The following is a 26899-nucleotide window of genomic DNA, read 5'->3' as shown; positions in this document are numbered from 1 at the left end:
ACGGCGGGGGCGGGGGGAGCCCAATAGGAGGAGATGGCGAGCCAGTCGGCGTCCAAAGAATCGACCGTGAAACCTTCAAGGGAATGCCCGGACCGCCACAGTGTGAGGAATTTCAAGGGGTTCGGGTTATCCTGTGTGCAGGATGGAGTGCCCGAACGAGACAACGCTGAGCAGTTTCCTCGCGGGATTTCTTTCCGACGAGCGCCGGGCAGAGGTCCTGGAGCACATCCTGCGTTGTCCCGAGTGCGAGCGTGTCCTGGCGGCGGGACGGAGCTCGGGGCCATCCGGCCCGGCCCTGGAGGAGGAAGCGCCGCTCGCGCGCAACAGCACCATCGGGCGCTATGTGGTGCTCGCATGGCTGGGCCAGGGGGCCATGGGCGTCGTGTACGCCGCGTATGACCCCGAGCTGGACCGGCAGATTGCCCTCAAGCTGTTGCGAGCACGCAGCCAGGAGGCCCACGAGCTGCGGCAGCGGCTGCTGCGGGAGGCTCAGTCACTCGCCCGCCTCTCGCACGCGAACGTGGTCGCCATCTATGACGTGGGCACGTGCGAGGAGGGCGTCTTCCTCGCGCTGGAGCTGGTGGAGGGGGCCACGCTGGCCGGGTGGCTCGAGCAGCCCCACTCCTGGCAGGAGGTGCTCCACGTCTTCCAGGAGGCGGGCCACGGACTGGCGGCCGCACATGCCGCGGGACTGGTCCACCGGGACGTCAAGCCCACCAACATCCTGGTCGGGAACGATGGCCGGGCTCGCATCACGGACTTTGGCCTGGCTGGGCCCCCCAATCGGGACAACACGGCAGTCCCCCCAACCGCGGATGGCACGGCGACGGGAGACCTCTCGACCGACCCGTTGACCCGCTCCGGTGCCCTGGTGGGAACCCCGGCCTACATGGCACCCGAAACGCTACGGGGTCAGCGCGCCGATGCCCTCAGCGACCAGTTCAGCTTCTGTGTGGCCCTCTACGAGGCTCTCTTCGGCGTGCGCCCCTTCACGGGCAACAACCCGGAGGATCGGCTCCGCGCCATGCGGGAAGAACGAGTACAGCCCCCGTCCACCCGGGGCACGGTTCCCGCGAAGGTGCGACGCGCCATCCTCAAGGGCCTGCGCTACCGCCCAGCGGACCGTCACGCGTCGATGGAGGAACTGCTGTCCGCCCTCCAGCCCCGCTCGCGGCGCGTATTGCCCTGGCTCGCGGCGGCGCTCGCCGTCCCTCTCCTCTTCGTTCTGGTGAACGGCACCCTCACCCGGCGGCGCGAGGTGCACTGCCAGCGCGAGGTGGATCGGCTCGCTGAGGCGTGGAGCCCCGAGCACCACCAGCGCGTCAAGGAAGCCCTCCTCGGCACGGGCAAACCGTACGCGGCGGCTGTCTGGGAGAAGGTCTCCACGGCGCTCGATGCCCACGTCACCCAGTGGCGCACGCTGCGGATGGAGACCTGTCTCGCGGCCGAGGCCGGGGAGAATCCCTCCGCCTGGCAGACGACCACCTGTCTCGACACCCGGCTGTGGCAGCTCTCGGCCACCGTGGAGGTGCTCGAGAGAGCGGATGAGCAAATCCTGGAGAAGGCGTCCCAGATGGTGGGGGCAATCGAGGGGCTGACGGTATGCAGGGACGCACCCGCGCTCTCCACCCGTCCCCAGCCGCCCGATGCTCTCCGCCCGCGAGTGGATGCGGTCCGGCGCCGGCTCGCGGAGGTTCGCGTCCAGACCGAGGCGGGAAGACATCCCGAGGCGCTCGCCACCACCTCCGCGCTGCTCGAGGAAGTCCGGACGCTCGACTTCCAGCCGCTGGAGGCCGAGGTGCTCCTCGAGCATGGACAGCTCCACGGGCTCACCGGCAAGCATCAGGAAGCCGAGGAGATCCTCTACCGTGCGCTCTGGGCGGCGGAGGCGAGTCGGGATGACGAGGTGGTCGTGAGGACCTGGAGCCTGCTGGTCTGGCTCATTGGGGATCAGCTCGCGCGTGCCGATGAGGTGGATCGCCTCACGAGGCATGCCCGGGCGGCGCTGGAGCGGCTGGGAAGCGAGCGCGCTCCGACCATCACCACCGAACTGCACCTGCGGCTGGGCAGCATGCTGGTGGTGCAGGGACGATTGGAGGACGCGGAGCGGGAGCTCACGAAGGGCCTGGAGCTCGCCCGAAAGCTCCAGGGGCCCGAGAGCCTGCTCGCGGCCCGCTTCCTGTCTCCGATGGGGCGCATCCGTTCGCAACAGATCCGCAATGTGGAAGCCCTGGAGCTGTTCCGCGAGGCACAACAGATCCGCGAGCGCCTGCTGGGGCAGGAGCATCCCGGCCTCGCGGTGTACCTGAGCAACACGGCCGTGGCGTTGATCAACCTGGGACGCCGCGAGGAGGCAATCGAAGCCTGGCGGCGGTCGCTCCGGCTCCAGGAGGTGGCCCACACGCCCGATCATCCGAGCCTCGCTGGTCCGCTCAACAACCTGGGCGTCGCCCTGAGGAAGGAAGGAAAGCTGGAGGAGGCCCGCGGGTACCTGGACCGGGCGCTCGCCATCATGGAGCGGAGCAAGGGCAAGGACCACCCCGATACCATGCTCGTGCTCTGCGCCCTGGGCCAGTGGGCAATGGATGCCCAGCAACCCGAGGAGGCGCTGAAGTGGTTCGAGCGAGCACTGAAGAGCGTCCAGGGCGCACTCGGCCCCGAGACGCCGCGAGCCGCCCTGCCCCTGGCCTACCGGGGGCTGCTCCATCTGCGAGCCAACCGCCTCCGCGAAGCCCGGAGTGATCTGCTGCGCTCCCTCGAGCTGTCCGAACAGGTGCGGGGGAAGAAGGGCGCTTCGGGAAGCTCCACGCTCCGGGTCCTGGCCGAGGTGGAGCTCGCCAGCCGCAATCCGAAGCTGGCGCTCGAGTACTGCCAGAAGGCGCTGGCGCTCGATGAGGCGGCCCAGGGGCCAGCCGCGCCCGATGTCGCGCTCGACTTCATCTGCCAGGCGGAGGTTCTGCTGACGTCGAGAGAACCCCAGCGAGCCATCCCTCTGATCGAGAAAGCGCGGGAGATCCATCGACAGGCGCCGAGGGACCGGAGCGATGCAGCGTGGGCCACGTTCATGTTGGCCCGGGCTCTCGCCGAGCAGAACCCCTCTGAGCCCGAGCGCGCCAACGCCCTGGCCGCAGAGGCCAGGGTGGAGCTGGAAACGTTGGGAGCACGCGGCCACCGGAAGCTGAAGGCGGTCTCCGACTGGCAGCGGCAGCGAGGAACACCATGAGCTACGAACAGGATGAGACGTGTCTCTCGGCGTTCCTGCCGCATGCACAGCGCATCCGTCTGGGGCAGGTGGACGGCCTGGAAACCTCGCTGCGCAAACACCTGGACGCGGGGCAGGCGGCATGGCCATCCGTCGTGCTCGCTCCCGAGCGATTCATCCCGTATCTAGCGCTCCAGGTTCCGGAAGAGGACGCGGCTCGATGGCTCCATCAATTGCACGGTGCGGACCTCTATCTGGCGCGAGCCTGTCTGGATGGAGCACCCGAGGCACTCCGCACCTTCGATCAACAAGTGCTGCGCAAGGTCCCCGCCCGGCTGGGCCCTGGCGCGGCGGCGCAGACGGACGAGATCCTCCAGATGCTGCGCGAGCGGCTGCTCGTGGGCCGGGGTGACGAGGGACAGCCCAAGCTCGCGTTCTACGCTGGCCGTGGCCCCCTGCTGGCCTGGGTGCGCATCGCCGCCGAGCGCATCCTGATTGCGCTGCACAAACGCGAGGGACACCAGGAGCGATTCGAGGAGCTGCCCGAGGAGACGCTGAGCCGGTTCTTGTGCCCGGAGGATCCGGAGCGCCTCCTGACCACGGAGGATGCGCGCCAGGCCCTGACGGACGCGCTACGGCGGGCCACCGCGGCGCTCGCCGAGCAAGAGCGCAGCCTGCTGCGACTGCACCACGTTCATGGCTTCACCATGGACCGGCTCGCCAAGATGTTCGGCGAGCCGCGCTCCAGCGTCGCGTACCGGGTTGCCCGCGCACGCGAGCGTCTGCTCCGACTCATCCGAGCAGAGCTCACGTGCAGACTGGGCCTGGGAGAGTCGGAGCTGGAGAGCTTCCTGGGGCTGATCCGCAGCCAGTGGGACGTCAGCCTCCAGCGCTGGATGTAGCTTTCGCGGCGGGAGGGGGTGTCCGTCCCGCCCGGCGTGCGAGCACCGCCTTCACATCATCCAACGTGATGCCCAGCGGCCGCACCGCGACCAGCACATGGTAGAGCACGTCCGCGGCCTCCTCCGTCGCGCGCTCCTTGTCCCCATCCGCGCACGCCGTCACCAGCTCAGCACCCTCCTCGCCAATCTTCTTCAGGCGCAGGTTGCGGTCGTCCAGGAGTCGCCGCGTGTAGCTCGGCTTCTCCCCCGGCGCTGGAGCCTTCGCCGCCCGCTGGGTAATGGTCCGGTCCAGCTCGACGAGCGCATCCACCGGCTCGGCGCCGAAGCAGGTCTCCGCCCCGGTGTGACACGCCGGGCCCGCCTTCACCACCCGGGCCAGCACCGCGTCCCCGTCGCAGTCCGCCGTCAGGGACACCACCCGCTGCACGTTCCCGCTCGTGCCGCCCTTGTGCCACAGGCCCCGCGTGCGCGAGCGGTAGTACATCTCGCCCGTCTCCAGCGTCTTCTCCAACGCCTCGCGGTCCGCGTGCGCCACCATCAGCAGGTCGCCCGAGTGCGCGTCCTGCGTCACCACCGTCACCAGCCCGTTGCCCTTGGTGAAGTCCAGCTTCGAGAGATCCAGCATCATGCCCTCTTGGCGCCCAGCAGCTCGCGCACCTGCTCCGCGAGCGCCGCGTTCGTCGCGATCCCGTTGCCACCGAACGAGGTCCGCGTCCCCGTCCAGTCCGTGAAGACTCCGCCGGCCTCCTCGATGATGGGCTGCAGCGCCGCCGCGTCCCAGGGCGACAGGAACTCGTCCACCATCACCTCCGCCCGACCCGTGGCCACCAGCAGGTAGCCGTAGCAGTCACCCCACGTGCGGTCCATGGACGCCTTCGCCGCCAGGGCCCGCCACTTCGCCCCGCGATCCGGGTGCGCCAGGAAGCGCTCGTCGGTGGACAGCACCACCGCCCGAGACAGGTCTGCCTCCGCCGACACCCGCGTCCGCTTCCCGTTCCACCAGCACCCCTGCCCCGGCGCCGCCACCAGCATCTCCCCTACGGGTGGGAAGTACGCCGCGCCCGCGAGAATCCGCTCGCCCTCCGCCACCGCCACCAGCGTGCCCCACAACGGCACGCCCCGGATGAACGTCTTCGTCCCGTCGATAGGGTCGAGGATCCACCGGCGCTTCGCTCCGGCCCGCGTCTCGCCGAACTCCTCTCCGAGGATGCCGTCCTCGGGGAAGCGGGACTCGATCCACTCGCGAGCCGTCTTCTCGGCGGTCCGGTCCGCCACCGTCACCGGCGTGCCGTCCCCCTTGGTATCCACCGTGACGCCCTGGCGGAAGAAGCCCAGGGCCACGTCTCCCGACCTGCGCGCCACTTCCTCTGCCGCCTGCATCAACGCCTGCGCATCCATTCAGAGGCTCCTGATCCCAAGGCCGCTCTTCTGGAGCAGCGACTTGATCGCCCCAACCGTGGTGACGCCGTCGTGGAGGATTCCCGCGACGAGCGCCGCCTCCGCCTTGCCCTCCTGCAGCGCGGCCCGGACATGCTCCGCGTTGCCCGCACCACCCGAGGCGATGACCGGAACGTCCACCTGCTCGGCAACCGTCCGCGTCAGCTCCAGGTCATACCCCGAACGGGCCCCATCCCGGTCGATGCTCGTGAGCAGGATTTCACCTGCTCCACGTTTCACGCACTCGCGTGCCCAGGCCACCGCGTCCAACTCCGTGGCCTTCTTGCCGCCGTGCGTGTACACGCGCCACCGGTCGCCGTCGCGCTTGGCGTCGATGCTCGCCACCACGCACTGGGCACCGAAGCGCTCGGCGCACTCGGTGAGCACCTCGGGGCGGGCCACCGCCGCTGAGTTGAGGCTCACCTTGTCCGCGCCGGCCCGCAGCGCCCGGCCCACGTCGTCCGCGGTGCGCACGCCGCCACCCACCGTCAGGGGGATGAACAACCGCTCCGCCGTGCGGTGCACCAGGTCCCACAAGGTGCCGCGCTCCTCGTTGCTCGCGGAGATGTCGAGGAACGTCACCTCGTCGGCACCCGCCTCCTCGTAGCGCATGGCCAGCTCGACGGGGTCGCCCACGTCCCGGAGGCCCTCGAACTGGACGCCCTTCACCACGCGTCCACCCTTCACATCCAGACAGACGATCAGCCGCCGCGTGAGCATCTCACTTCACCTCCAGGGCGACCGAGCCCTTCGTGCTGAACACCACTCCCGAGTCCACCATCGCGTCGCGCAGCGCCATGCCGAGCGCCTTGAAGGCGGCCTCCGTCACGTGGTGGCTGTCCTTGCCGCGGAGGATCCGCAGGTGCAGCGTCACCTTGGCGTGCTCGCAGAACGAGCGCATCACGTGCTCGTACAGCTTGTTGCGCAGCGGCCCGCGGTAATAGAAGCGCCCGGCCACGTCGATGCAGGCCTGCACCAGCGCGTCGTCCATGGGGATGGTGCGCTCGCCGTAGCGGGCCGCCGTGGCGGGAATCACCTTCTGCACCGCGGTGCCCAGGGTGATGGCCACGTCCTCCATGAGGTGGTGCCGCAGGTCGCCACGAGCGTGCAGCGTCAGGTCCAGGCCCGCGTAGCGCGCGAAGGTGGACAGCATGTGATCGAAGAAGGGCAGGCCCGTGTCCACCTTGGCGATGCCCTTGCCCAGGGAGATCTCCACCGTGACCTTCGTCTCCTTCGTCTCTCGAACGATGGTGGTCATGCGAACTCCCGCGCCACCTCGGTGGCGTCCAGCGTGCCCGTGTACAGCGCCATGCCAATGACGGCCCCGAAGGCCCCCACGCGCCCGAGGGCCCGCAGATCCTCCACCGTCGTCACGCCGCCCGAGGCGAACAGCGGATGACGGCTCGACCGGGCCACCTCCTCCATCAGCGGCAGGTCCACCCCCTCCATCTGCCCCTCCTTGTGCACCGCCGTCACCAGCAGGCCACCCAGAGGCAGCGGCTCCAGCGTCTTCAGCACATTGGCGATGTCCAGGGAGCTGCCCGCAGTCCAGCCGCGCGTCACCACCTCGCGGCCCTTCACGTCCGCGGCCACCACCACCCGGCCCGGATAGCGCTCGGCCACCTCGCGCAGCCACTCCGCGTCCTCGATGGCCTTCGTGCCCACCACCACGTAGGAGGCGCCCAGTGCCAGCACCGACTCCACCTTGGCCGTGCTCCGCACCCCGCCGCCCACCGAGAAGGTAAGGCCCGGCTCATGGGCCAGCAGCTTCCCGATGGGGCCCTCATTGGAGCCCTTGCCCAGCGCGGCGTCGAGGTCCACCACGTGGAAGGTCTTGAAGCCGTACGATCGCCAGCGCTTGAGCGCATCCAGCGGATCCTTCACGCGCACCCGCTCGTCGGCGTAGGAGCCGCCCACGAGCTGCACGCAGGCCCCTTCGCGCAGGTCAATGGCAGGAATGGCAATCACGTGCGCACCTCCTCGAGGAAGGCCTGCACGAAGCGCACGCCCGCCACCGAGCTCTTCTCCGGGTGGAACTGCACGCCGAGCACCTTCCCGCGCCGCACCGCCGCGGGGAAGCGGTCCTCCTCGTGCGTCGTCCAGCCCACCACCACGCCAGGCTCCTCAGCGCGGCAGACGAAGCTGTGCGCGTAGTAGACAGTGCCGAGCTTCGCGCTCCTCAGCGCGGTGTCCTCCTCCACCGAGTTCCACCCGATGTGGGGCACACGCCGAGAGCGCAGCTTCGTCACCCGGCCCCGGAAGAGGCTCAGGCCCTCGCCGCCGCCCTCCTCACTGGAGTCGAACATGAGCTGCATGCCCAGGCAGATGCCGAGGCACGGCAGCCCGGCCTCCACCGCGCGCCGCATCTGCTCGCGTCCTGGAGCCAGCCGTGCCGCCGCCGCGCCGAAGGCACCCACCCCCGGCAGCACCAGCACGTCCGTGTCGAGTGCCCGAATCGGGTCCTCCTGCACGCGCACCTCCACGTCCGGGGCCGGGGCGAGCGCCTTGGCCAGCGAGTGCAGGTTGCCCGCTCCGTAGTCGAATAGCGTCACTCTCACCGCAGCGCCTCCCGCAGCGCACCGAGCGCCGCCTCGATCTGAGTCCACGGGGCGCAGCCGATGCGGAGCGCGTCCCCGATGCCCTTCAGTCCCTGGAATGCACGAACGTTCACGTCCCGCTGCCGCATCCGCTCCGCCAGCGCGGGCGCGCCGGGCAGAGGCACCATCACGAAGTTGGCCTCGGACGGCAGCGTCTTCAGCCCCAGCATCTCCAGCTCGGCCACCAGCCGGGCGCGGATGGCCAGCGCCTCCTCCGCCCGGGCCTTCATCCACGGCACGTCCTCGGACAGCGCCGCGGCGGCGATGCGCTCGGACAGGCCCGTCACCTTGTAGGGCCCACGAGCCTTCTCCACCTCGGCGATCAGCGTGGGGTTGCCCACCGCGTAGCCCACTCGCAGGCCCGCCAGTCCGAAGGCCTTGGACAGCGTGCGAGTCACCAGCACGTTGGGCCGCGAGGCCAGGTCCAGGTGGCTCTCCCGGGCGAACTCGGCGTAGGCCTCGTCGAGCAGGACGATGCCGGGCGCGTTGTCCACCAGCCGCTCCAGCGCGGCCCGCGAGGCCACCGTGCCCGTGGGGTTGTTGGGCGAGCACACGTAGATGAGCTTCGCCCCCGTGGCGAGCAGCCCGTCCACGTCGATGTCGAAGTCCGGCTTGAGCGGCACTGGCGCGTAGCGCAGGCCGTTCACCTTCGCGAAGTAGGACATCATCACGAAGGTCGGGTCCGGGAAGGCAATGAGCTCACCGGGCTCCAAGAAGGCGCGCAGGGTGCTGTCGATGACGTCGTCTGAGCCGCACCCGGTCGTGACGCGCGAAGGCTCCACGCCCGTGTAGCGCGCCACGGCCTGCTTGAGTTCCGGCGCATAGCCCACGGGGTAGCGGCTCACCTGCGAAGCCACCGTCTCACGCAGGACGCGCTCGGCAGCCGGGGGCATGCCGAAGAGGTTGGTGTTGTCGCTCAAGTCCACGCTGCACTTCACCTTGGAGGGCGAGTACAGCGGGATGTCCCGGTAGGAGGCGCGCGAGGGCAGGCTCATGACTTCCTCCAGCCGCGAGCGGCCTCGGCGTGAGCGAAGAGGCCCTCGCTGTCGGCCAGCAGGCCCACGTCGTCAGCGAGCCGGGCCGCTGCATCGCGCGTGACGCGCTGGTACGTGGTCCACCGATAGAAATCGAGCACACTCAGCCCCGAGTACGCCCGGGCCAGGCCCGCGGTGGGCAACACGTGGTTGGCACCCGTCATGTAGTCGCCATAGGCCACCGAGGCGTACTGACCCACGAACACCGTGCCCGCGTTGCGAGCCTTGGGCAGCTCCTCCAGCGGAGACGTGGTGGCGATGAGCAGGTGCTCGGGAGCGAAGTCCGCCACGAAGGGCCAGGCCTCCTCCAGCGAGTCCACGCTCAGCACCGCGCCGCGCTCGCTCAGGGCCCTGGTGACAATCTCCTGACGCTTCGCCCGAGCCGCCGCCCGCTCCACCGCCGCGGCCACCGCCTGCGCCAACACATCCCCCACCGCCACCGTCACGCAGCAGGCATCCGGGTCGTGCTCGGCCTGGGCCAGCATCTCCCGCGCCACCGCCTCCGGGTCCGCCGAGCTGTCCGCCACCACGAGGATCTCACTCGGCCCCGCCGGCGCGTCGATGGCCACCGCGTCCACCACTTGCAGCTTGGCCGCGGCCACGTAGGCATTGCCGGGACCGACGATGCGGTCCACCCGCGGCACGCTCTCGGTACCGTAGGCCAGAGCCGCCACGGCCCCTGCCCCACCGAGGGCAAAGACGCGATCCGCACCCGCCAGCGCCGCCGCCGCCAGCACCCCCTCCGAGAGCTTCCCATCCGGACCCGGGGGCGAGCAGACGATGACCTCCCCCACCCCGGCCACCTTCGCGGGCACCACGCCCATCAGCACACTGCTCGGGTACACGGCGCGGCCACCCGGCGCGTACACACCCACGCGTCCGAGGGGATCCGGTCGGCGCCCCACGATGATGCCCGGCTCCGTCTCCACCTCGGTGGCCTGGGGCTTCTGGGCCGCGTGCGCCTTGGCGATATTGCGCGACGCTCGGGTCAGCGCGTCCTTCAGCTTCGGCTCCAGCGAGGCCAGCGCCGCCTCGCACACAGAGCGCGGCACCTCCAGGGACTGGAGCTCCGCGCGGTCGAACTCGCGAGCCATCTCGCGGAGCGCCTTGTCCCCATCCCGGCGCACGCGGGCGATGATGTCCGCGGTGCGCTGCGCGACGCGGGCATCCGACGTGCCCGTGCGGTCCATCAACCGGCGGCGGGCCTCGGGGGACAGCGCCTTGAGGCGCCCCCGGTACTTGAGCAGGGAGGGGTTCACGGCATCAGCCTCTCGATGCGGGTGACGAGGATGCCCTCGCAGCCCAGGTTCTTCAGGGCGGCGATAGTGCGGTAGATGCTCTTGGCGGGCACCACGGCGTGCACGGCCACGAAGTCACCGCCCTGCACATCCACCACGGTGGGGCCGTTGAGGCCCGGCAGCACCTCGCGCACGCTCGGCAGCACGCTGCGCGGCACGTTGGCCATCAGGTAGCGCTTGCCCCGAGCCGCCAGCACCGAGCTCAGCGCCTGACGCAACTCCTCCAGCTTCGCAGCCGCCTCGGGCGTGTGGTCCTTGCGGGCAATCAGCCGCGCGCTCGACTGGACAATGGTCCCCACCTCACGCAACCCATTCATCTTCAGCGTCGAGCCCGTGGAGGTCAGGTCCACGATGATGTCCGCGATGCCCAGGTGCGGGGCGATCTCCGTCGCGCCCGACACCGGCACCACCGTCACCTTCTGCCCGCGCTTCGTGAAGAACTCCTGCGTCAGCCGCGTGAAGGACGACGCCACCCGCACCCCGTCCTGGATGTCCTCGAGCTTCTGAATGCCGCTCTCCTCGCGGGCGGCCACCACCAGCCGGCACCGGCCGAACTCCAGGTCCATCAGCAGGTCCAGGTCGCGGCCGGACTCGCACACCAGATCCCACCCCGTGACGCCCGCGGCGGCAGCCCCATCGGCGACGAACTCGGGGATGTCCTGGGCGCGGACGAAGATGGCCTCGAACTCGCCACCGAGCGACGCGGTGAGGGCTCGTTCTCCTCGGACCTTCACTTCCAGCCCGGCGTCGTTGAACAGCTCGCGAACCTCGTCGGAGAGGCGGCCTTTGTTGGGCAGAGCGATCTTCAGCATCGTGAGTACCTGAGGGGCAGGAGGACGAGCGCGGAAACGAAAAAAGCCCGTCCTGGGTGGGACGGGCTTCCGTTCACTGCGGCGGGTGCTTCGGGGGGCGTCTCTACGCGGTCACCCAAGCATGCGCACGGCGAGCGGTCCCGTCGGGGGGCCGATGATGATGCGCATGGTGATGGTGGTTGGACGCGAAACGCACGGGATCATTAGGTAGCGGAAACATCCCGTGCCGTCAACCCGGCCTTCTCACAAAGCGCGAAAACCCCGCTTGCAAACCCCACTCGGAGCAAGCACAAGCGGCGCGATGCGTGACGCCAACGTGATCATCGTGGGTGGCGGGGTGATGGGCTGTGGCATCGCCCTGAGGCTGCGCCAGGCCGGAGCGCGGGTGACGGTTCTGGAGCGCTCCATTCCGGGAGCCGAGGCCTCCAGCGCGGCCGGTGGAATCCTCGCGCCCCAGATGGAGTCCGAGGGCCCCGGGCCCTTCCTCGAGCTGTGCCTGCGCAGCCGGGCCCTGTACCCGGACTTCGCCGCGGAGCTGCACGCCCTCACGGGCGTCAACGTGGACTACCTGCCCAGCGGACTGCTGCACCTGGCCTTCGACGAGGCAGGAGCCCAGCGGCTGAAGGCCACGGTGGACTGGCAGCGCGCCTTGGATCTGCGTGCGGAGCTGCTCGGCCCCGCCGAGGTGCATGCCCTGGAGCCCCAGCTGTCCCCGCAGGTGGTGGCCGCCGCCCGGTTCCCAGATGATCATCAAGTGGACAACCGGCTGCTCACGCGGGCCCTCACCATGGCCGCCGCCCGGGTGGGCGCCACCTTCCGCACTGGCTACGTGCGCGGCGTGGTGGAGGAGCACGGCCGCGTGGTGGGCGTGGACCTGGATGGGGAGACCCTGCGCGCGGATGCCGTGGTCATCGCCGCCGGCTCCTGGTCTGGCCTGGTGCAGGGGGTGTCGGTGGATCCCCGCGTGGTGCGCCCGGCCCGAGGGCAGATGGTGCAGTTGCAGACCCGACTGCCGCTCTTTTCCCACGTCCTCTTCTCCGACAAGGGCTACGTCATCCCCCGAGCCGATGGCCGGGTGATCGCCGGCAGCACCCTCGAGTTCGCAGGCTTCGAGAAGAACGTCACGGCCGAGGGTCTGCACCGGATACTCGCCTTGGCCATGGAGCTGTGCCCCGCGCTGGCCTCGGCCCCGGTGCAGGAGACCTGGGCGGGGCTCCGTCCCTATACGGAAGATCACCTACCCATCCTGGGTGCCGGACCCCTGCCCGGCCTCTTCCTGGCCACGGGTCACTTCCGCAACGGAATCCTCCTGGCCCCCATCACGGCCCGGCTCATGGCCCAAGCCGTCCTCGGAGAGTCCACCTCGGTGGACCTCGCACCGTTCCGTTTCGATCGCTTCCCCCGCCGCTGAGCCGCCAGGGAGACATTCCACCCCCTGGAGAACCCGGCCGAGCAGCCGGGAGCGTCGAAAAACCGCGTCGGGTTGGCCTTCCGCGGCCCGATCCTCCTAGAATCGACCCCCGTGGAAGCCATCCCTCCCGTACCTCCCCGGATCCTGATCGTCGACGACGACGATTCCGTGCGCGACGTCATCTCCGTCCTCCTCAGGGAGGAGGGATACAACTGCGTGGTGGCCAGTGGCGCCGAGATGGCCCTGGACATCGCCAGCCAGGAAGAGACGCCGCTGGTCATCAGCGACATGAAGATGCCGGGCAAGGATGGCCTGTGGCTGCTCGAGCAGCTGCGCGAGCGCTATCCGGACACCTCCGTCATCATGCTCACCGGCTACGGCGACACCGAGTCCGCGGTGGACTGCCTGCGCCGCGGCGCTGTCGACTACCTCCTCAAGCCACCCAAGCTCACGGATCTCATCCGTGCCATTGAGCGGGCGCTCGCCAAGCGCCGCATCGAGCTGGCACGCAAGCGCTACCAGAAGAAGCTGGAGCGCAAGGTGCGTGACAGGACCACCGAGCTGCGCAACGCGCTCCGCGACATCGCCCACACCTACCAGTCCACCCTGCTGGCCCTGGTGGCGGCGCTGGACGCCCGCGAGCACGAGACGTCGGACCACTCGCAGCGCGTGGTGCGCTACACCAGCGCCGTCGCCGAGCGCATGGGCATCAAGGGCCAGGAGCTGGAAGAGATCGGCCGCGGCGCCCTGCTGCACGACATCGGCAAGATTGGCGTGCCGGACGCCGTGCTGCTCAAGCCGGGCAAGTTGACGCCGGAAGAGTGGCAGGAGATGCGCAAGCATCCGGACATCGGCTTCCAGATGATCCAGAACATCCCCTTCCTGGCCACGCCGGCGCAGATCGTGCTCTCGCACCAGGAGCGCTGGGATGGTCAGGGCTACCCGCGCAACCTCCGGGGCCAGGAGATCCACATCGGCGCGCGCATCTTCGCCGTGGCGGACACCCTGGACGCGATGACCAGCGATCGGCCCTACCGCAAGGGCACCACCTTTGCCAACGCGATTGCGGAGATCACCCGCTGCGCCGGGACGCAGTTCGATCGCGAAGTGGTCCGAGCCTTCCTCGACATCGGTGAGCAGGCGCTCATCAAGATCAAGGAGGACATGCAGCTGCGGAAGCTGACGCTGGTGCAGGCAGAGGCTCAGGCCCAGGAAGCCGAGGCCACCCTGGCCCGGCTCACCGATGACATGGACGACTTCGACCAGAGCATCCCCGGCCCTGGGACTCCCAGTACGAGCCCGGCGCCTCGCGCCCCCACCAGCCCCGCGCCCACCACTCCTCCCACCCCGGCGGTGGGGGCCTCGGCCACGGCCAACCGCCCCGAGCAGCCCGTGGTCCTGTCGGTCCTGGCCGGGGGGCGCCAGGGTAATTCACGCGACTGAGGCTCAGAATGAGGGGATGCGAGACGGCGGCCCGTCGGTTAATAGTCGAGACCCTCTCATGACCGCCCCCCTCCCATCCAGGGATCCCCTGACACCGCCGTTGCTGGACGCTCAGGGGAGGACCATGACGTACCTGCGCCTGTCCGTGACGGACCGGTGCAACTTCCGCTGCACGTACTGCTCGCCGGCCAGCTGGGGGGGTAAGAAGGACCTGCTGACGCCCGAGGAGTTCGAGCGCATCGTCTCCGTCTTCGCCCGCATGGGCATCCGCCGGGTGCGGCTCACTGGGGGCGAGCCCCTCATCCGCCCGGACATCCTCGAGGTGGCCCAGCGCATCGCTGCGGTTCCCGGGGTGGAGTGGCTGGCCATCACCACCAATGCCAGCCACCTGGAGCGGCTGGCGGTGCCCCTGCGCGAGGCGGGCGTCACCCAGCTCAACATCAGCCTGGACACCCTGTCCGAGGACACCTTCCGGCGCATCTCCAAGCAGGGAGACTTCGCCTCCACGCTGCGCGGCATCGACGCGGCCGCGGCGGCGGGTTACGCCTCGCTGAAGCTCAACACCGTCGCCATGAGCGGGGTGAACGACACCGAGGTGGCGGCGCTCATCGCCTACGCCCACGCCCGGGGCCTCACCCCGCGCTTCATCGAGTTGATGCCCTTCGGCCAGGGCACCCCGGTCCCCACCGCGGAGTTGGTGAAGCGGCTCCAGGACACCGGGCTCAGCCTGGTCCCCGACGAAGCACAGCGCGGCCCCGCTGCGGGCCCGGCTCAGTACTGGCGCGCGCCCGGGGGACTGGTGGGCTTCATCTCTCCCCTCACCCAGAACTTCTGCGGCGGCTGCAACCGCGTGCGCGTGGCCTCCAATGGAGACCTGCGCAGCTGCCTCGGTGGGCGCGCCCAGGCGCCGTTGCACACGCTCATCCGCGGTGGAGCCACGGACTCGGAGCTGGCGCTGGCCATCCGCCAGGCCCTGGGCGAAAAGCCGGAGGGGCACCGCTTCACCGAGCCCGGTACCCGCACCGCCCTGCTGTCCATGATGGGCATCGGCGGCTGAGCCGCCCGCGCGCCCCTACCGCCAGCTCACGTCACCAGCCGGAGGATGGCCGGGTAGCGGTACACCTCTCCGTTATACGCCTTCAGACCGGCGACGATCGCCATCACCGCGCTGTAGATGGCGAGCACGATGCCCAGGGCGATTCCCACGCCGACGCAGGCGGTGACCAGGGAGACGGCGTAGCCGATCAGCATGGTGATCTGGAAGTTGAGGGACTCCTTCGCGTGGGCGTCCACCCAGGCCGACGCCTGCCCCTTGGTGCCCCGGACGACGAGAGGCCCCACGAAGCCGATGAACGGCAGCGCGATGATGTAGGGCGCCAGGGTCAGCACGTGAGCGAGCATGGCCCACTGCCTCTCCTCTGTCGTGGGAACAGGGGAACCGGTGATGTAGGAGCCCATCTGCTGCTGCGTATCCATGACCACTCCTTGTGCTGGCGGGGATCATCCTCCGCCAACCCGAGGGAAAAGTCACGAAACAGCGACCTGCCAGGTCACCCAGAATGACCCGGCAGGTCATGAGCCCGGAGCAGGTCAGCGGTAGATCTGCCCGCCGGTCTTTTTGAACTCCTCGCTCTTCTCGGCCATGCCGGACTCCAGGGCCGTCTGCTCCCCCACCCCGACCTTCTCCGCGTAGTCGCGCACGTCCTGGGTGATCTTCATCGAGCAGAACTGCGGGCCGCACATGGAGCAGAAGTGGGCCACCTTGGCCCCCTCGGCAGGCAGGGTCTCGTCGTGGAAGGCGCGAGCACGCTCGGGGTCCAACGAGAGGTTGAACTGATCCTCCCAGCGGAACTCGAAGCGGGCCTTGGACAGGGCGTTGTCGCGGATCTGCGCACCCGGGTGCCCCTTGGCGAGGTCCGCCGCATGGGCGGCGATCTTGTAGGTGATGACGCCCTCCTTCACGTCATCCCGGTCAGGCAGGCCCAGGTGCTCCTTGGGCGTGACGTAGCAGAGCATCGCCGTGCCGAACCAGCCGATCATCGCCGCACCGATACCGCTGGTGAAGTGGTCGTACCCCGGGGCGATGTCCATGGTGAGGGGCCCCAGCGTGTAGAAGGGCGCCTCGTGGCACACCGCGAGCTGCTTCGTCATGTTCTCGTGGATGAGGTGCATGGGCACATGGCCCGGGCCCTCGATCATCACCTGCACGTCGTGCTTCCAGGCGAACTTCGTGAGCTCACCGAGCGTCTCCAGCTCGCCGAACTGCGCCGCGTCGTTGGCGTCCGCGATGGAGCCCGGCCGCAGCCCATCACCCAGGCTGAAGCTGACGTCGTACGCCTTGAGGATCTCGCAGATCTCCTCGAAGTGCGTGTAGAGGAAGTTCTCCTTGTGGTGGGTCAGGCACCACTTGGCCAGGATGGAGCCGCCGCGACTGACGATGCCCGTCACCCTCTTCGCGGTATGAGGGATGTAGCGCAGCAGCACGCCCGCGTGGATGGTGAAGTAGTCCACGCCCTGCTCACACTGCTCGATGAGCGTGTCGCGGTAGATCTCCCAGGTGAGCTCCTCGGCCTTGCCCCCCACCTTCTCCAGCGCCTGGTAGATGGGCACCGTGCCGATGGGCACCGGGGCGTTGCGGAGGATCCACTCGCGCGTCTCGTGGATGTTGCGGCCGGTGGACAGGTCCATCACCGTGTCCGCGCCCCAACGGATGGACCACACCATCTTCTCCACCTCCTCCTCGATGGAGGAAGTGACGGCCGAGTTGCCGATGTTGGCGTTGATCTTCACCAGGAAGTTGCGGCCGATGATCATCGGCTCCGACTCTGGGTGGTTGATGTTGGCCGGAATGATGGCCCGGCCGCGCGCCACCTCGTCCCGTACGAACTCAGGGGTGATCTCCCGCGGGATGGCCGCGCCCCAGGAGTGGCCCGGGTGCTGCCGGGACAGCTCGGCGGCCACGGCCTCGCGCTTGAGGTTCTCGCGAAGGGCCACGTACTCCATCTCGGGGGTGATGATGCCCTTGCGGGCGTAGTGCATCTGGGTGACGTTGGCCCCCGACTTCGCCACCAGCGGCTTGCGGCGATGGCCAAAGCGCAGCCCGGCCAGGCGCGGATCCGCCTCGCGGGAGCGGCCATACTCGGAGGTGATGCCCGCCAGTTCCTCCACGTCCCCACGGCGGTGGATCCACTCGGAGCGCACCGCGGGCAGCCCCGCCCGCAGATCGATAGAGGCGTTGGGGTCCGTATACGGGCCGCTCGAGTCGTAAACGAAGATGGAGGGGTTGGGCGTCACCTTCGCGTCCGGCCCATGACCATGCCGGGTAGGCGTCTGGCTGATCTCCCGCATGGGCACGCGGACGTCCGGGTGCAGCACGCCGGGCACGTACACCTTGCGCGAGGCCGGCAGGGGCCCGCGGGAAATCCCCTCCAGCACCTTCCCATCTACCTTGAGGCTCTTCGAAGCTCCGCTCACGTCTCTCTCCTCAATACACGGAGGACAGGCGAGGCGTAGAGCGCCCGCCGCTTCCCTCCGCCGGTACTAACCGGTTCAGGTTCAGAGGGTTGGCCGCAGCACGGCCGTCTCAGCCCCTAATCGGGGGCACCCCTAGCGACAGGGCGAGGGTCTAGCTCACCGGAGGACCGGGTATCAACCGCCTGGAGGGCCTCCTGTCCGCCAGCCAGCGAACAGACGGGACCGCAGCATCTGCGGACAGTCACACGCAGAGCGAAAACGTTGCGCCGGACAAGCCAGCCGTGGGCAGCCAACGTGGCGGGCCCTTAGGGGGACACGCCCTGGAACCGATCCTGCAATAGCTTCTTTCAAGACCCACGATTCCTCAGGACAGGGCCATGCACATGCACATGCAGAGCGTTGGAGAGCTGATGACCCGCAGCGATCTGGTCACCATCACCGAGACCCAGAATCTGGCCAAAGCGGAGGAGCTGCTCCGCCTGCACCGCATCCGCCACCTGCCCGTGGTACGAGATGGCAAGCTCGTCGGGCTCGTCACCCATCGTGACCTGCTGAAGGCCGCGGCCCAGTGCGGCGGGGCGGATCCGGCCCAGCAGGCGCTGTGGGCCTCGGACATGATGGTTCGCGACGTGAAGACAGTGCGCGCGGACACGCCCTCCCGCGAGGCGTTGAAGCTGATGCTGGAAAACAAGTTCGGCTGCCTGCCCGTGGTGAGGGCGGATGGGACGCTCATCGGCATCCTCACCGAGGCGGACATGGTCCGCTACGCCCAGCACCTCATCGAGGACATGGACCGCCGCAGCCTCGCGGCCGAGTACGAAGCATGAGCCGGGCGACACAGGCCTGAGAAGGGCCAGAGGGGAGCACCATGTCGATCGTCTTCGGAACGGATTTCTCGGAGCGGGCGATGGCCGCGGCCCGGACGGCAGCGGTGCTCGCCCGGCGGACTGGCGAGGTGCTTCACCTGGTGCATGTCACCGAGTACGGCAGCACTGGCCGCACCTCCACGACCGATGAGGCCCTGCGCCGCGAGCTGAGCTCCCGTCTGGAGGCCCTGGCCGCCGAGCTGCGCACCGAGGACACCCGGGTGGAGTTCCACCTGCGGGAGGGACCCCCAGACGAGGTCCTTGTCGAGCACGCAGCCCTCGTTCACGCCTCGCTCATCATCGTGTCCCACCACGGGCAGCGGGCGCCGCGCTGGCGCATCGGCAACGTGGCGGAGCGGGTGGTGCAGTCGGCCCGGTGCCCCGTCCTGGTCGTCCGCGCCGCGGACCCTCTGACAGCCTGGACTCGCGGGGAGCGCAGCCTGCGCGTCCTGCTGGGACTGGACTTCTCTCCGCCCTCCGAGGCCGCGGTGGCCTGGGTGCGCAAGCTGCGGACGCTCGGCAACTGCGAGGTGGTGGCCGCCCATCACTACTGGGGCGCGGATGCCCACGTGCGCTACGGCGTCCCCCTCTCTCCCGAGTCCGATGTGACGCCCGAGGTGGAGGAGGCGCTGCGGCGCGACCTGACGGCCCGCCTGGGAGACATGCCCGGCAACGGAGCGGTCTGGGTGCATCTGGATCCCAGCATGAGCCGGCCCGCCGAGTCGCTGGTGGCGCTGGCGCGCAAGGAAGAAGCGGACCTCATCGTGGTGGGCACCCACCAGCGCACCGGGGCAAGTAAGTGGTGGTACGGCTCGGTGTCACAGCGCATCATCCACGAGGCTCCCGTCTCCGTGCTGTGCGTGCCAGCCAGCGCGGTGTCCGCGATCACCATCCCCGAGGTGCGCCGCGTGCTGGCCCCGACGGATCTCTCCGAGGTGGGCATCAGCGCCGTTCGCCACGCCTATTCAATCGTTCCGGCGGGTGGCACCGTCTACCTGCTGCATGTGCTGGAGCCGGTGGGGGGGCCTGTCACCTCCCCGGTCCACACGCCCCAACAGGAGCGCATAGCCGAGGTGCTGCGTGGGCTCATCCCCCCCGAGGCAGCCGTCCGCGGCGTCTCCACGCGGGTGGAGGTGGTGAATGGCCGGAGGGTGTCCGAGGCCATCAACCAGGCGGCCGAGCGCTTTAGCTGTGACGTCGTCTGCCTGGCCACCCATGGACGCTCGGGGCTGAGCAAAGCGCTGGTTGGCTCGGTGGCCCAGGAGGTGCTTCAGAACAGCACCAAGCCGGTGTTGCTCGTTCGGCCCTAGTGAGCAGGCGGGCGCCCGGGCTCCCGCCCCGACGCTCGGGAAAGAGCGTTCCCCGCCGGGCCCGGGTTCCTCCGGCACGCACCTTGAAAGTCTCATTCCGAGGGAACGACACTCGGAGGTGAGATGTGACCTACGTTGCCATCAGCGAGTTCGAGACACGGCTCCAATGGCAGAGCGGCTGTGGCGCGCTGCTCTCCGGAGATCGGGCCTCAGCCATTCCGCTGGGAGAGCAGCTCACCGGCCTGGAGGGGCAATGGAACCCCGAGACGCTGCTGGTTGGCGCCGTGGAAGGGCGAACCCTGTTGGCCTTCCTGGAGCAAGCGCGTGCCCTGGGTGTGGAGGTACTTTTCTACCAAAGCTCTGCCGTGGCCCGACGGGTGGATGGTCCGGATGGGCTTCCCCACTACACGGATCTGATCGTCCGCCCCCATGTGGCTGTCCGAAATGAACAGGATGCGGCAGCCGCGCGGCACATCTTCGAGGCGCTCCCAGAGCGCTGCTTTCCCAGCTCCATGCTGAGGCTCACCCCCCGCATCGAGCCCATCATCGACACCTGGGATGAGCAACACACGGCGGCGCTCGAGGAGGATTGCCGTCATCCGCAGACCTGGAGGTGGCGGGAAGGGGGGCGAGCAGGCCTGTTATGAACCTTGACGAGGCGTGCGGGGCATGGTTGCTCACCGTTCAGGAATCCGCCCCTCGGGGGGCGCTTGCTTGTTACGGTCCACACCATGTCCACGCAACGCATCCTGGTCGTCGACGACGAGGTCAATGCCCGCCGCGCCATCGCCACCATCCTCGGTGAGGAGGGCTATGAGGTGGCTGAGGCCTCCAACGGAGAAGAGGGGCTCGCCCGCCTGGCAGACTTCTCGCCCGCCGCCGTGCTGACGGATGTGCGCATGCCGAAGATGGACGGGCTCACCTTCCTGAATAAGGCTCGGGAGCAAGGCTCGGACGCCACGTTCATCGTGATGACGGCCTTCGCCAGCGTGGAGACGGCGGTGGAGGCCATGCGCGCTGGCGCCGAGAACTACCTGGTCAAGCCGTTGGACGCCAACGCCGTGCTGGTGGTGTTGGGCAAGGCGCTGGAGAAACGGGCCCTGAAGCGCGAGGCGGAGAGCCTGCGCGAGCAAGTGCGTCAGCGCACGCGCTTCCACAACATCATCGGCGAGGCGCCCCAACTCCAGGCCATCTACGACGTGGTGAGGCGGGCGGCGTCCACCCGCGCCACGGTGCTCATCCTCGGCGAGTCCGGCACGGGCAAGGAGCTGATCGCCCAGGCCATCCACCAGGAGTCGCCGCGGCGCGACAAGCCCTTCGTCAAGGTGCACTGCGCCGCGCTCTCCGAGAGCCTCCTGGAGAGCGAGCTGTTCGGCCACGAGAAGGGCGCCTTCACCGGCGCGGTGGCCCGCAAGGAGGGCCGCTTCGAGCTGGCCGACGGCGGCACCCTTTTCCTGGATGAGATTGGGGAGATCTCCCCGGGGGTGCAGGTGAAGCTGCTGCGCGTGCTGCAACAGCGCGAGTTCGAGCGCGTGGGCGGCACCCAGACGCTGAAGGTGGACGTGCGCATCGTCGCGGCCACGCACCGAGACCTGGTGGCAGAGGTGAAGGCGGGCAGGTTCCGCGAGGACCTGTACTACCGGCTGAACGTGGTGGCGGTGACGTTGCCGCCCATGCGCGAGCGCAAGAGCGACATCCCCGCGCTGGTGAGCCACTTCCTGGAGAAGTACAGCGAGGCCTATGGGAAGGACGTACGGGGGCTGGCGCCGGGCACGCTGCAGGCGCTGCTGTCGTACGACTGGCCGGGCAACATTCGCGAGCTGGAGAACGCCATGGAGCGCGCGGTGGTCCTGGCCGCGGGCAATGAGCTCACCACGGACGACCTGCCGCCTGTACTGCGGGGCCCTCGGCCCACCGGCTCCTCCCCTTCCTCGTTGATTCCGGGCGCCACGCTGGCGCAGATCGAGCGCGAGGCCATCCTCCGCACACTGGAGATGGTGCAGGGCTCCACCTCGCGGGCCGCGGAGATCCTCGGCATCAGCGTGCGCAAGGTGCAGTACCGCCTCAAGGAATACGGCACCACCGCGGATGGCAAGCCCGCGCCGGCCAGCCAAGAGGAGGAGGACCCGGAGAAGGAGGCCGCCTCCGAGTAGCGCTCAGCGAGCCAGCGGCAGGCGCAGGAAGAAGCGCGCGCCGCCCTCGGGCGAGCTGCCAACCTCCAGCGAGCCACCGTGCTGCGTCACGATGGCGTGGACGATGGACAGGCCCAGGCCGGACCCCTGGGCCTTGGTGGTGAAGAAGGGCTCGAAGAGCCGGTCGCGGATCTCCATCGGGACGCCCGAGCCCGAGTCGTCCACGATGATCAACGCCATGTCTCCCTCGCGGCTCGCGGCGACGCGGACGAGCCCTTCGGCCGGCGTGGCCTCCAGCGCGTTGATGGCCAGGTTGATGAGCACCTGACGCAACCGCTCCTCTTCTCCCATGACGGGTGGCATCGACTCGCCCCCGTCGCCCTCCAGCATCAGCCGCACCCGGCGCGACTCTGCCTGGCCGCCCAGCAGATCCACCACGCGCCGCAGCAGCAGCTTCACCTCCACCGACTCCGGGCGGAACTCGCGCGGCCGTGCGAACTGGAGGAAGTCCTCGAGGATGTGATCCAACCGGCGGATCTCATCGCGCACCAGCAGCAATGGATCCAGCAGGTGGGGCTGCTGCTCCTCGGCGAGCCGGCGGATCCGCCGCTCCAGCACCGACAGCTGCAGGGCCGCCGCGTTGAGCGGATTGCGAATCTCATGCGAGAGCCCCGCCGTCATGGTGCCCACGGCGGCGAGCTTCTCCGTCACCTGGGCCCGGCGCGCCAGCTCTCGCTTCTCCTCCTGCAGGCGAACCTGGCGCATGGCCTGCTCCAACGTGAGGAGCAGCTCATTGGGCGCGCAGGGCTTCATCAGGTAGGCACAGGCCCCCGCGCGCACCGCCGACACGGCCGTCTCCAACGTGGCGAAACCGGTGAGGAGCACGACTTCGGACTCGGGCACCTTCTCCTTCAGCTCCCGGGCGAGCGCCGTCCCCTCCCCGTCCGGCAGCCTCAGGTCCACCAGGGCCACGTCAAAGCCTTCCCGAGCCCGCTCGCGAGCCTCGCGGCAGCTGCTGGCCCCGTACACCTGGTAGCCCGCATCACCGAGCAGCTCCTGGAGGTTGTCGAGGAAGGCCGCGTTGTCGTCGACGACGAGCACGCGGGGACGGTTGGAGAGGCTCATGACGTCCTCCGCGCGCGCGAAGCGTGGGCGCGCTCCAGCTCATTCAGCAACGCGGCCGGATCGAAAGGTTTCGAGAAGACGCCCGCATGCTCCGGCATGGCCTCGGGCAGGAGGACCTCCGGGTAGGCCGTCATCACGAACACTGGCAGCTCTGGGAAGCGAGCCCGCAGCCGGCGCAGCGCCTCCCCATCCGGGCCCCCCGGCAGCCGCAGATCCACCAGCGCCGCGAAGGGACGCACCGCGGCGAGCTGGTCGGCATCCAACACCGAGCTCGCGGTGATGCACGAGAAACCCCGCGCGCGTAGCACCTCGGTGAGGTTGTCACTGAGGGCCAGATCATCCTCGACGAGCGCCACCAATCCGTCCCGGCGGGCCTCGGACAGCAGCGACACGAGTGCGGGGATGGGCACGGGCTTGGGCAACACCGCGAGCAGCCCCTCTCGCCGGGCCGTCTCCAGGTCGTCCTCGCCGGGATAGGCGGTGATGACCACGGCGGCGAGCCCAGGATCCACCTGGCGGATCCGATGCACCGCCGAGGCCCCGCTCATGCCGGGCATCTTCATGTCGGTGAGGAGCACATCGAAGAGCTGAGCGCGCGCCAGCTCCAAGGCATGGGCGCCCTCCGTCACCACGGTGGCCTCGTCTCCCCCGTCCCGGAGGATTTCCGCGAGGTTCTCCGCGAAGGCCTCGTTGTCATCCAGCAGCAGGTATTTCCTCATTCCGTCGCCTACCTGGAGGAAGGGTGGGAAGGAAGCCTGAGGACGAAACGCGCGCCCCGGCCCTCACGTGGAGCGTAGGAGATAGAGCCACCGTGGCGCTCCAGAATGCGCTTCACGAGCGGCAGGCCCAGGCCGATGCCCCGCGCTTTGGTGGTCATCAACGGCTCGAAGATCCGCCGCCGGATGGTGTCACTGACGCCCGGACCCGAGTCCTCCAGGACCAGCTCCACTGCATCCGGGCCCGTCGAGGCAGTCAGCATCACTGTGCCCGTCTCTCCGACGGCCTGCACGGCGTTCTCCAGCAGATTCACGAAGACCTGGCGCATCTGCCCGGGGTCTCCCTGGAGCGTGGGAAGCGCCTCCAGCCCCTCGGCGCGGATGGACACGCCCGCAGGCGTATGCACCGAGGTGAGCGCGTCCTTCCACACCTCGTCCAGCCGCAGGGGCTCGTGCTTGAGCGGCCGGTCGCGAATCATGTCCAGCAGATCCGTGACGATCCGGTTGGCCAGCGCCACCTGCTCGCCAATGCGGCCCAGGTGCTTGGTGGCCCGCTCGTCGCTGGCCATCGGCCGGCCCTTGAGGATGAAGAGCGACGTCTCGATGACCCCCAGGGGATTGCGCAGCTCGTGCCCGATGGAGCCGACGAGCTGGCCGAAGGTGGCCAGCCGCTCATTGCGCGCCTGCTGGGCGAGCAGATCCTCCCGGTAGGTGTGCAGCATGATGGCCAGCTCGAGATCGAGGATCTTCCCGAGCGCCACCCGCGCGGCGCGCAGCTGCTCCATCTGGCAGTTGTAGCGCTCGTCGATGAGGCGGTTGAACTCCTGCCGCAGGACGTTCATCGCGCCGAACATGTAGTGCTGGGGTAACGCGATGCGCACGTGCATGCGGCCGATGCGGCAGCGCAGGAGGTAGTAGTCCTCGTCCCAGGGCCCGCGCAGCAACTGCTCCATCCAGGCCCGCAGTGTCACCTTGAGGTGACCCACCTGGCTCTCACCCGCCAGGGCGCTGCGCGCTCCTTCGTGCTCCAGAATGCGGTCGTAGAAGACCTCTGCGATGGCCGGGAACTCCTCCCGGGCCACCTCATGCAGGGAACGGAGCGACTGCTCGTCCTCTGCCCCGAAGCCTACGTAACGTTTCAACTCCTCGAACAAGGTCTCGGCCATTCGTAGGTGAAGGTTCTACCGCGCCCGAAAGCCGGAAACACCGGTGGATGCAACCGTCTCCTCCATAGAAATCAACCTGGCTGGGCTCGGGCTTGCTTTTCCACCGGGCAACCGCCCTGATTGCCCCAGCTCTCGGGCACTTACGAGGCAAGAAGCACGCCAGGGACGACCCTCAGGAGCGGACCGTGGGGCGCGCAAGTCCTGCGGATTGGCAGACTGGCGCGCAGCTTTTGCACGCGTGAAGTGAGGGTTCGGGGTGTAATACCGTGCGACTGTGGCACGCTCCCATCTCAAGCTCGACGAGTTCCTGCCGTACAGGCTCTCCCTCGCCTCCAACGCGGTGAGCCAGGTCATCGCACGGGCCTATGAGGAGCACTTTGGCCTCAAGATGCACGAGTGGCGTGTCGTCACCGTGCTGGCGCAGAACGGCGAGCTCACTCAACAAGAGATCGTCGGCCGCACGAAAATGGACAAAGTGACGGTGAGCCGAGCCGCCCAGGTGCTCGAGCGGCGCAAGTTCCTGCGCCGCGTGACGAACGCCGATGATGGCCGCTCCCTCCGCCTCTCGCTCACGGCCGAGGGGCAGAAACTCTACGCCCGCGTCGTCCCTGCCGCCCTCGAGCTGGAGGCAGAGGTTCTCAAGGGCCTCAGCGAGCGGGAGATCACCGAGCTCAAGGACGTGCTCCGCCGCCTGGAGACGGCCGCCGAGCGCGTCCTCACCCGTCGCTGACGCGACACTGACGCAGCGCATCCAGGGTATTCGCAGTGCGTCCAGGTCATTCGCAGCTCAACAAGCGCCTGCACGCTGGCTTGCATATTTAGTTTCAGATGTTACTGTTTCAGATGTTACTATCTGGTGGGCTCAACGGAGGTCATGGGTGATGAGCAGCGCGGCGGAGAACATCCTCGGGTTGAATGGTTTCGAGTTCGTCGAGTTCACCTCGCCGGATCCCAGCAAGATGATCGACTTGATCGAGCGGCTGGGCTTCACGGCCTACGCGACGCACCCGACGAAGGACGTCATCCGCTACAAGCAGGGGGGCATCAATCTCCTGGTGAACCGTGAGCCAGCCAGCCAGGCGGCCGAGTTCCGGAAGCTGCATGGCCCCTCGGCCAACGGCATGGCGTTCCGGGTGGCGGACGCGAAGAAGGCCTACGAGCTGGCGATCGAGCGTGGCGCGCGTCCGGCGGACCCGATGTCGGGCACCCTGGGCGCTGGCAGCTATGTCCTCCAGGGCATCGGTGGCAGCCTGCTCTATCTCGTGGACCGCTACGGGGAGAAGGGCTCGCTCTATGACGGCTGGCGCCAGATTCCCGGTGCGAAGGAGGCCGAGGCGAAGAACAGCGTTGGCCTCGACATCCTCGACCACCTCACGCACAACGTCCGCCGCGGCGAGATGCGCACCTGGTCGAGCTTCTACAACCGCGTGTTCGGCTTCACCGAGCAGAAGTACTTCGACATCAAGGGCCAGGCGACCGGCCTGTTCTCGCAGGCGATGATCGCCCCGGACCGCGCCATCCGCATCCCGCTCAACGAGAGCCAGGACGAGAAGTCGCAGATCGAGGAGTTCATCCGCGAGTACAACGGCGAGGGCATCCAGCACCTCGCGCTGTCCACCCACGACGTCTACACGACGGTGGAGAAGCTGCGCGAGCGCGGCGTCATCTTCCAGGACACCATCGAGACGTACTACGAGCTGGTGGACAAGCGGGTGCCGGGCCACGGGGAGGACCTGGCGCGGATGAAGCACAACCGCATCCTGATCGACGGCAGCAAGGCCGAGGGCTTCCTGCTGCAGATCTTCACCGAGAACCTCTTCGGCCCCATCTTCTTCGAGATCATCCAGCGCAAGGGCAACGAAGGGTTCGGCAACGGAAACTTCCAGGCGCTGTTCGAGTCCATCGAGCTCGATCAGATCCGCCGCGGCGTCATCAAGGTGGCGACCAGGACGTAGGCATCTGGTAGAGGGAACC

25 protein-coding genes and 1 riboswitch are annotated in these 26899 nt (G+C 68.7%); of the genes, 11 read left to right on the top strand and 14 right to left on the bottom strand.

All coding sequences use genetic code 11. The features are described 5' to 3' along the window. Positions 1–142 precede the first annotated feature (142 nt). Together OV287_RS24110 and OV287_RS24105 are read left to right on the top strand one after the other, a co-directional pair. On the top strand, positions 143–3223 hold the full coding sequence (locus OV287_RS24110) for a serine/threonine-protein kinase (protein WP_267536384.1): 3081 nt from the start codon (positions 143–145) through the stop codon (positions 3221–3223). After that, complete coding sequence (locus OV287_RS24105; RefSeq protein ID WP_267536383.1) at positions 3220–4104, top strand: sigma factor-like helix-turn-helix DNA-binding protein; 885 nt, start codon at positions 3220–3222, stop codon at positions 4102–4104. The genes OV287_RS24110 and OV287_RS24105 overlap by 4 nt, the downstream gene beginning before the upstream one ends. Here the strand turns inward: OV287_RS24105 and hisIE are convergent. The 9 genes from hisIE to hisG all read right to left on the bottom strand — a co-directional run bounded on the left by hisIE (position 4082) and on the right by hisG (position 11282). Next, a complete protein-coding gene (gene hisIE / locus OV287_RS24100; RefSeq protein ID WP_267542405.1) occupies positions 4082–4729 on the bottom strand; it encodes a bifunctional phosphoribosyl-AMP cyclohydrolase/phosphoribosyl-ATP diphosphatase HisIE in 648 nt (215 codons plus the stop codon). The genes OV287_RS24105 and hisIE overlap by 23 nt on opposite strands. After that, positions 4729–5502 (bottom strand): histidinol-phosphatase, encoded by a 774-nt coding sequence (gene hisN, locus OV287_RS24095; protein WP_267536382.1) that lies wholly within the window; start codon positions 5500–5502, stop codon positions 4729–4731. Before hisN ends, hisIE begins: the two co-directional genes overlap by 1 nt. Beyond that, positions 5503–6261, bottom strand: coding sequence for an imidazole glycerol phosphate synthase subunit HisF (hisF, locus tag OV287_RS24090; RefSeq protein WP_267536381.1), 759 nt, complete (start codon positions 6259–6261; stop codon positions 5503–5505). It lies immediately after the preceding gene. 1 nt (position 6262) lies between these two features. Then, complete coding sequence (locus OV287_RS24085; protein ID WP_267536380.1) at positions 6263–6799, bottom strand: imidazoleglycerol-phosphate dehydratase; 537 nt, start codon at positions 6797–6799, stop codon at positions 6263–6265. Next, positions 6796–7509, bottom strand: coding sequence for a 1-(5-phosphoribosyl)-5-[(5-phosphoribosylamino)methylideneamino]imidazole-4-carboxamide isomerase (locus OV287_RS24080; RefSeq protein ID WP_267536379.1), 714 nt, complete (start codon positions 7507–7509; stop codon positions 6796–6798). Before OV287_RS24080 ends, OV287_RS24085 begins: the two co-directional genes overlap by 4 nt. Beyond that, a complete protein-coding gene (hisH, locus tag OV287_RS24075; protein ID WP_267536378.1) occupies positions 7506–8099 on the bottom strand; it encodes an imidazole glycerol phosphate synthase subunit HisH in 594 nt (197 codons plus the stop codon). The genes OV287_RS24080 and hisH overlap by 4 nt, the downstream gene beginning before the upstream one ends. Continuing rightward, positions 8096–9133: a pyridoxal phosphate-dependent aminotransferase gene (locus tag OV287_RS24070; protein WP_267536377.1), complete on the bottom strand. Its 1038-nt coding sequence runs from the start codon at positions 9131–9133 to the stop codon at positions 8096–8098. The genes hisH and OV287_RS24070 overlap by 4 nt, the downstream gene beginning before the upstream one ends. Continuing rightward, positions 9130–10362 carry a histidinol dehydrogenase gene (hisD, locus tag OV287_RS24065; RefSeq protein ID WP_373371920.1) on the bottom strand — a complete coding sequence of 411 codons (1233 nt, stop codon included), beginning with the start codon at positions 10360–10362 and terminating at the stop codon, positions 9130–9132. The genes OV287_RS24070 and hisD overlap by 4 nt, the downstream gene beginning before the upstream one ends. A gap of 65 nt (positions 10363–10427) precedes the next feature. Then, the gene (gene hisG / locus OV287_RS24060) at positions 10428–11282 is read right to left on the bottom strand and encodes an ATP phosphoribosyltransferase (protein ID WP_267536375.1); all 855 of its coding nucleotides are present in this window, start codon (positions 11280–11282) and stop codon (positions 10428–10430) included. A gap of 301 nt (positions 11283–11583) precedes the next feature. Here hisG and thiO point away from each other — a divergent pair, with 301 nt between their 5' ends. From thiO to moaA, 3 genes are all read left to right on the top strand, one after another. Further along, positions 11584–12693 carry a glycine oxidase ThiO gene (thiO, locus tag OV287_RS24055; RefSeq protein WP_267536374.1) on the top strand — a complete coding sequence of 370 codons (1110 nt, stop codon included), beginning with the start codon at positions 11584–11586 and terminating at the stop codon, positions 12691–12693. Between the two features lie 111 nt (positions 12694–12804). Continuing rightward, positions 12805–14136 carry an HD domain-containing phosphohydrolase gene (locus OV287_RS24050; protein WP_267536373.1) on the top strand — a complete coding sequence of 444 codons (1332 nt, stop codon included), beginning with the start codon at positions 12805–12807 and terminating at the stop codon, positions 14134–14136. Positions 14137–14194: 58 nt separating this feature from the next. Further along, positions 14195–15193 carry a GTP 3',8-cyclase MoaA gene (moaA, locus tag OV287_RS24045; RefSeq protein WP_267536372.1) on the top strand — a complete coding sequence of 333 codons (999 nt, stop codon included), beginning with the start codon at positions 14195–14197 and terminating at the stop codon, positions 15191–15193. A gap of 26 nt (positions 15194–15219) precedes the next feature. On the opposite strand, the gene OV287_RS24040 is transcribed toward moaA, so the two are convergent. Next, a complete protein-coding gene (locus tag OV287_RS24040; RefSeq protein ID WP_267536371.1) occupies positions 15220–15612 on the bottom strand; it encodes a DUF4870 domain-containing protein in 393 nt (130 codons plus the stop codon). Between the two features lie 114 nt (positions 15613–15726). Next, on the bottom strand, positions 15727–17610 hold the full coding sequence (gene thiC, locus OV287_RS24035) for a phosphomethylpyrimidine synthase ThiC (protein WP_308809713.1): 1884 nt from the start codon (positions 17608–17610) through the stop codon (positions 15727–15729). Between the two features lie 35 nt (positions 17611–17645). Beyond that, positions 17646–17754, bottom strand: a riboswitch (TPP riboswitch). 233 nt (positions 17755–17987) lie between these two features. Between thiC and OV287_RS24030 the strand changes: the two genes are divergently transcribed. The 4 genes from OV287_RS24030 (at position 17988) to OV287_RS24015 (ending at position 21939) form a co-directional block, all read left to right on the top strand. After that, positions 17988–18437, top strand: coding sequence for a CBS domain-containing protein (locus OV287_RS24030; protein ID WP_308809712.1), 450 nt, complete (start codon positions 17988–17990; stop codon positions 18435–18437). A 41-nt stretch (positions 18438–18478) separates the two neighbouring features. Continuing rightward, the gene (locus OV287_RS24025; RefSeq protein WP_267536370.1) at positions 18479–19786 is read left to right on the top strand and encodes a universal stress protein; all 1308 of its coding nucleotides are present in this window, start codon (positions 18479–18481) and stop codon (positions 19784–19786) included. Between the two features lie 125 nt (positions 19787–19911). Beyond that, positions 19912–20433 (top strand): OsmC family protein, encoded by a 522-nt coding sequence (locus tag OV287_RS24020; protein ID WP_267536369.1) that lies wholly within the window; start codon positions 19912–19914, stop codon positions 20431–20433. An 84-nt stretch (positions 20434–20517) separates the two neighbouring features. Next, a complete protein-coding gene (locus OV287_RS24015; protein ID WP_267536368.1) occupies positions 20518–21939 on the top strand; it encodes a sigma-54-dependent transcriptional regulator in 1422 nt (473 codons plus the stop codon). Between the two features lie 3 nt (positions 21940–21942). On the opposite strand, the gene OV287_RS24010 is transcribed toward OV287_RS24015, so the two are convergent. From OV287_RS24010 to OV287_RS24000, 3 genes are read right to left on the bottom strand one after another with little or no spacing between them, the layout of a single operon-like run. Further along, a complete protein-coding gene (locus tag OV287_RS24010) occupies positions 21943–23043 on the bottom strand; it encodes a sensor histidine kinase (RefSeq protein ID WP_267536367.1) in 1101 nt (366 codons plus the stop codon). Beyond that, complete coding sequence (locus OV287_RS24005; RefSeq protein ID WP_267536366.1) at positions 23040–23762, bottom strand: response regulator; 723 nt, start codon at positions 23760–23762, stop codon at positions 23040–23042. The genes OV287_RS24010 and OV287_RS24005 overlap by 4 nt, the downstream gene beginning before the upstream one ends. Before the next feature lie 8 nt (positions 23763–23770). Continuing rightward, a complete protein-coding gene (locus tag OV287_RS24000; protein ID WP_267536365.1) occupies positions 23771–24925 on the bottom strand; it encodes a protoglobin domain-containing protein in 1155 nt (384 codons plus the stop codon). 274 nt (positions 24926–25199) lie between these two features. Between OV287_RS24000 and OV287_RS23995 the strand changes: the two genes are divergently transcribed. Then, positions 25200–25655, top strand: coding sequence for a MarR family winged helix-turn-helix transcriptional regulator (locus tag OV287_RS23995; protein WP_267536364.1), 456 nt, complete (start codon positions 25200–25202; stop codon positions 25653–25655). A 151-nt stretch (positions 25656–25806) separates the two neighbouring features. Then, complete coding sequence (hppD, locus tag OV287_RS23990) at positions 25807–26880, top strand: 4-hydroxyphenylpyruvate dioxygenase (RefSeq protein WP_267536363.1); 1074 nt, start codon at positions 25807–25809, stop codon at positions 26878–26880. The last annotated feature ends 19 nt before the right edge of the window (positions 26881–26899 follow it).

This window comes from Archangium lansingense, from assembly GCF_026626635.1.
GTDB lineage: Bacteria > Myxococcota > Myxococcia > Myxococcales > Myxococcaceae > Archangium > Archangium lansingense.
Note: the sequence above shows the minus strand (reverse complement) of the source record. Positions and strands in the feature narration are given on the sequence as shown.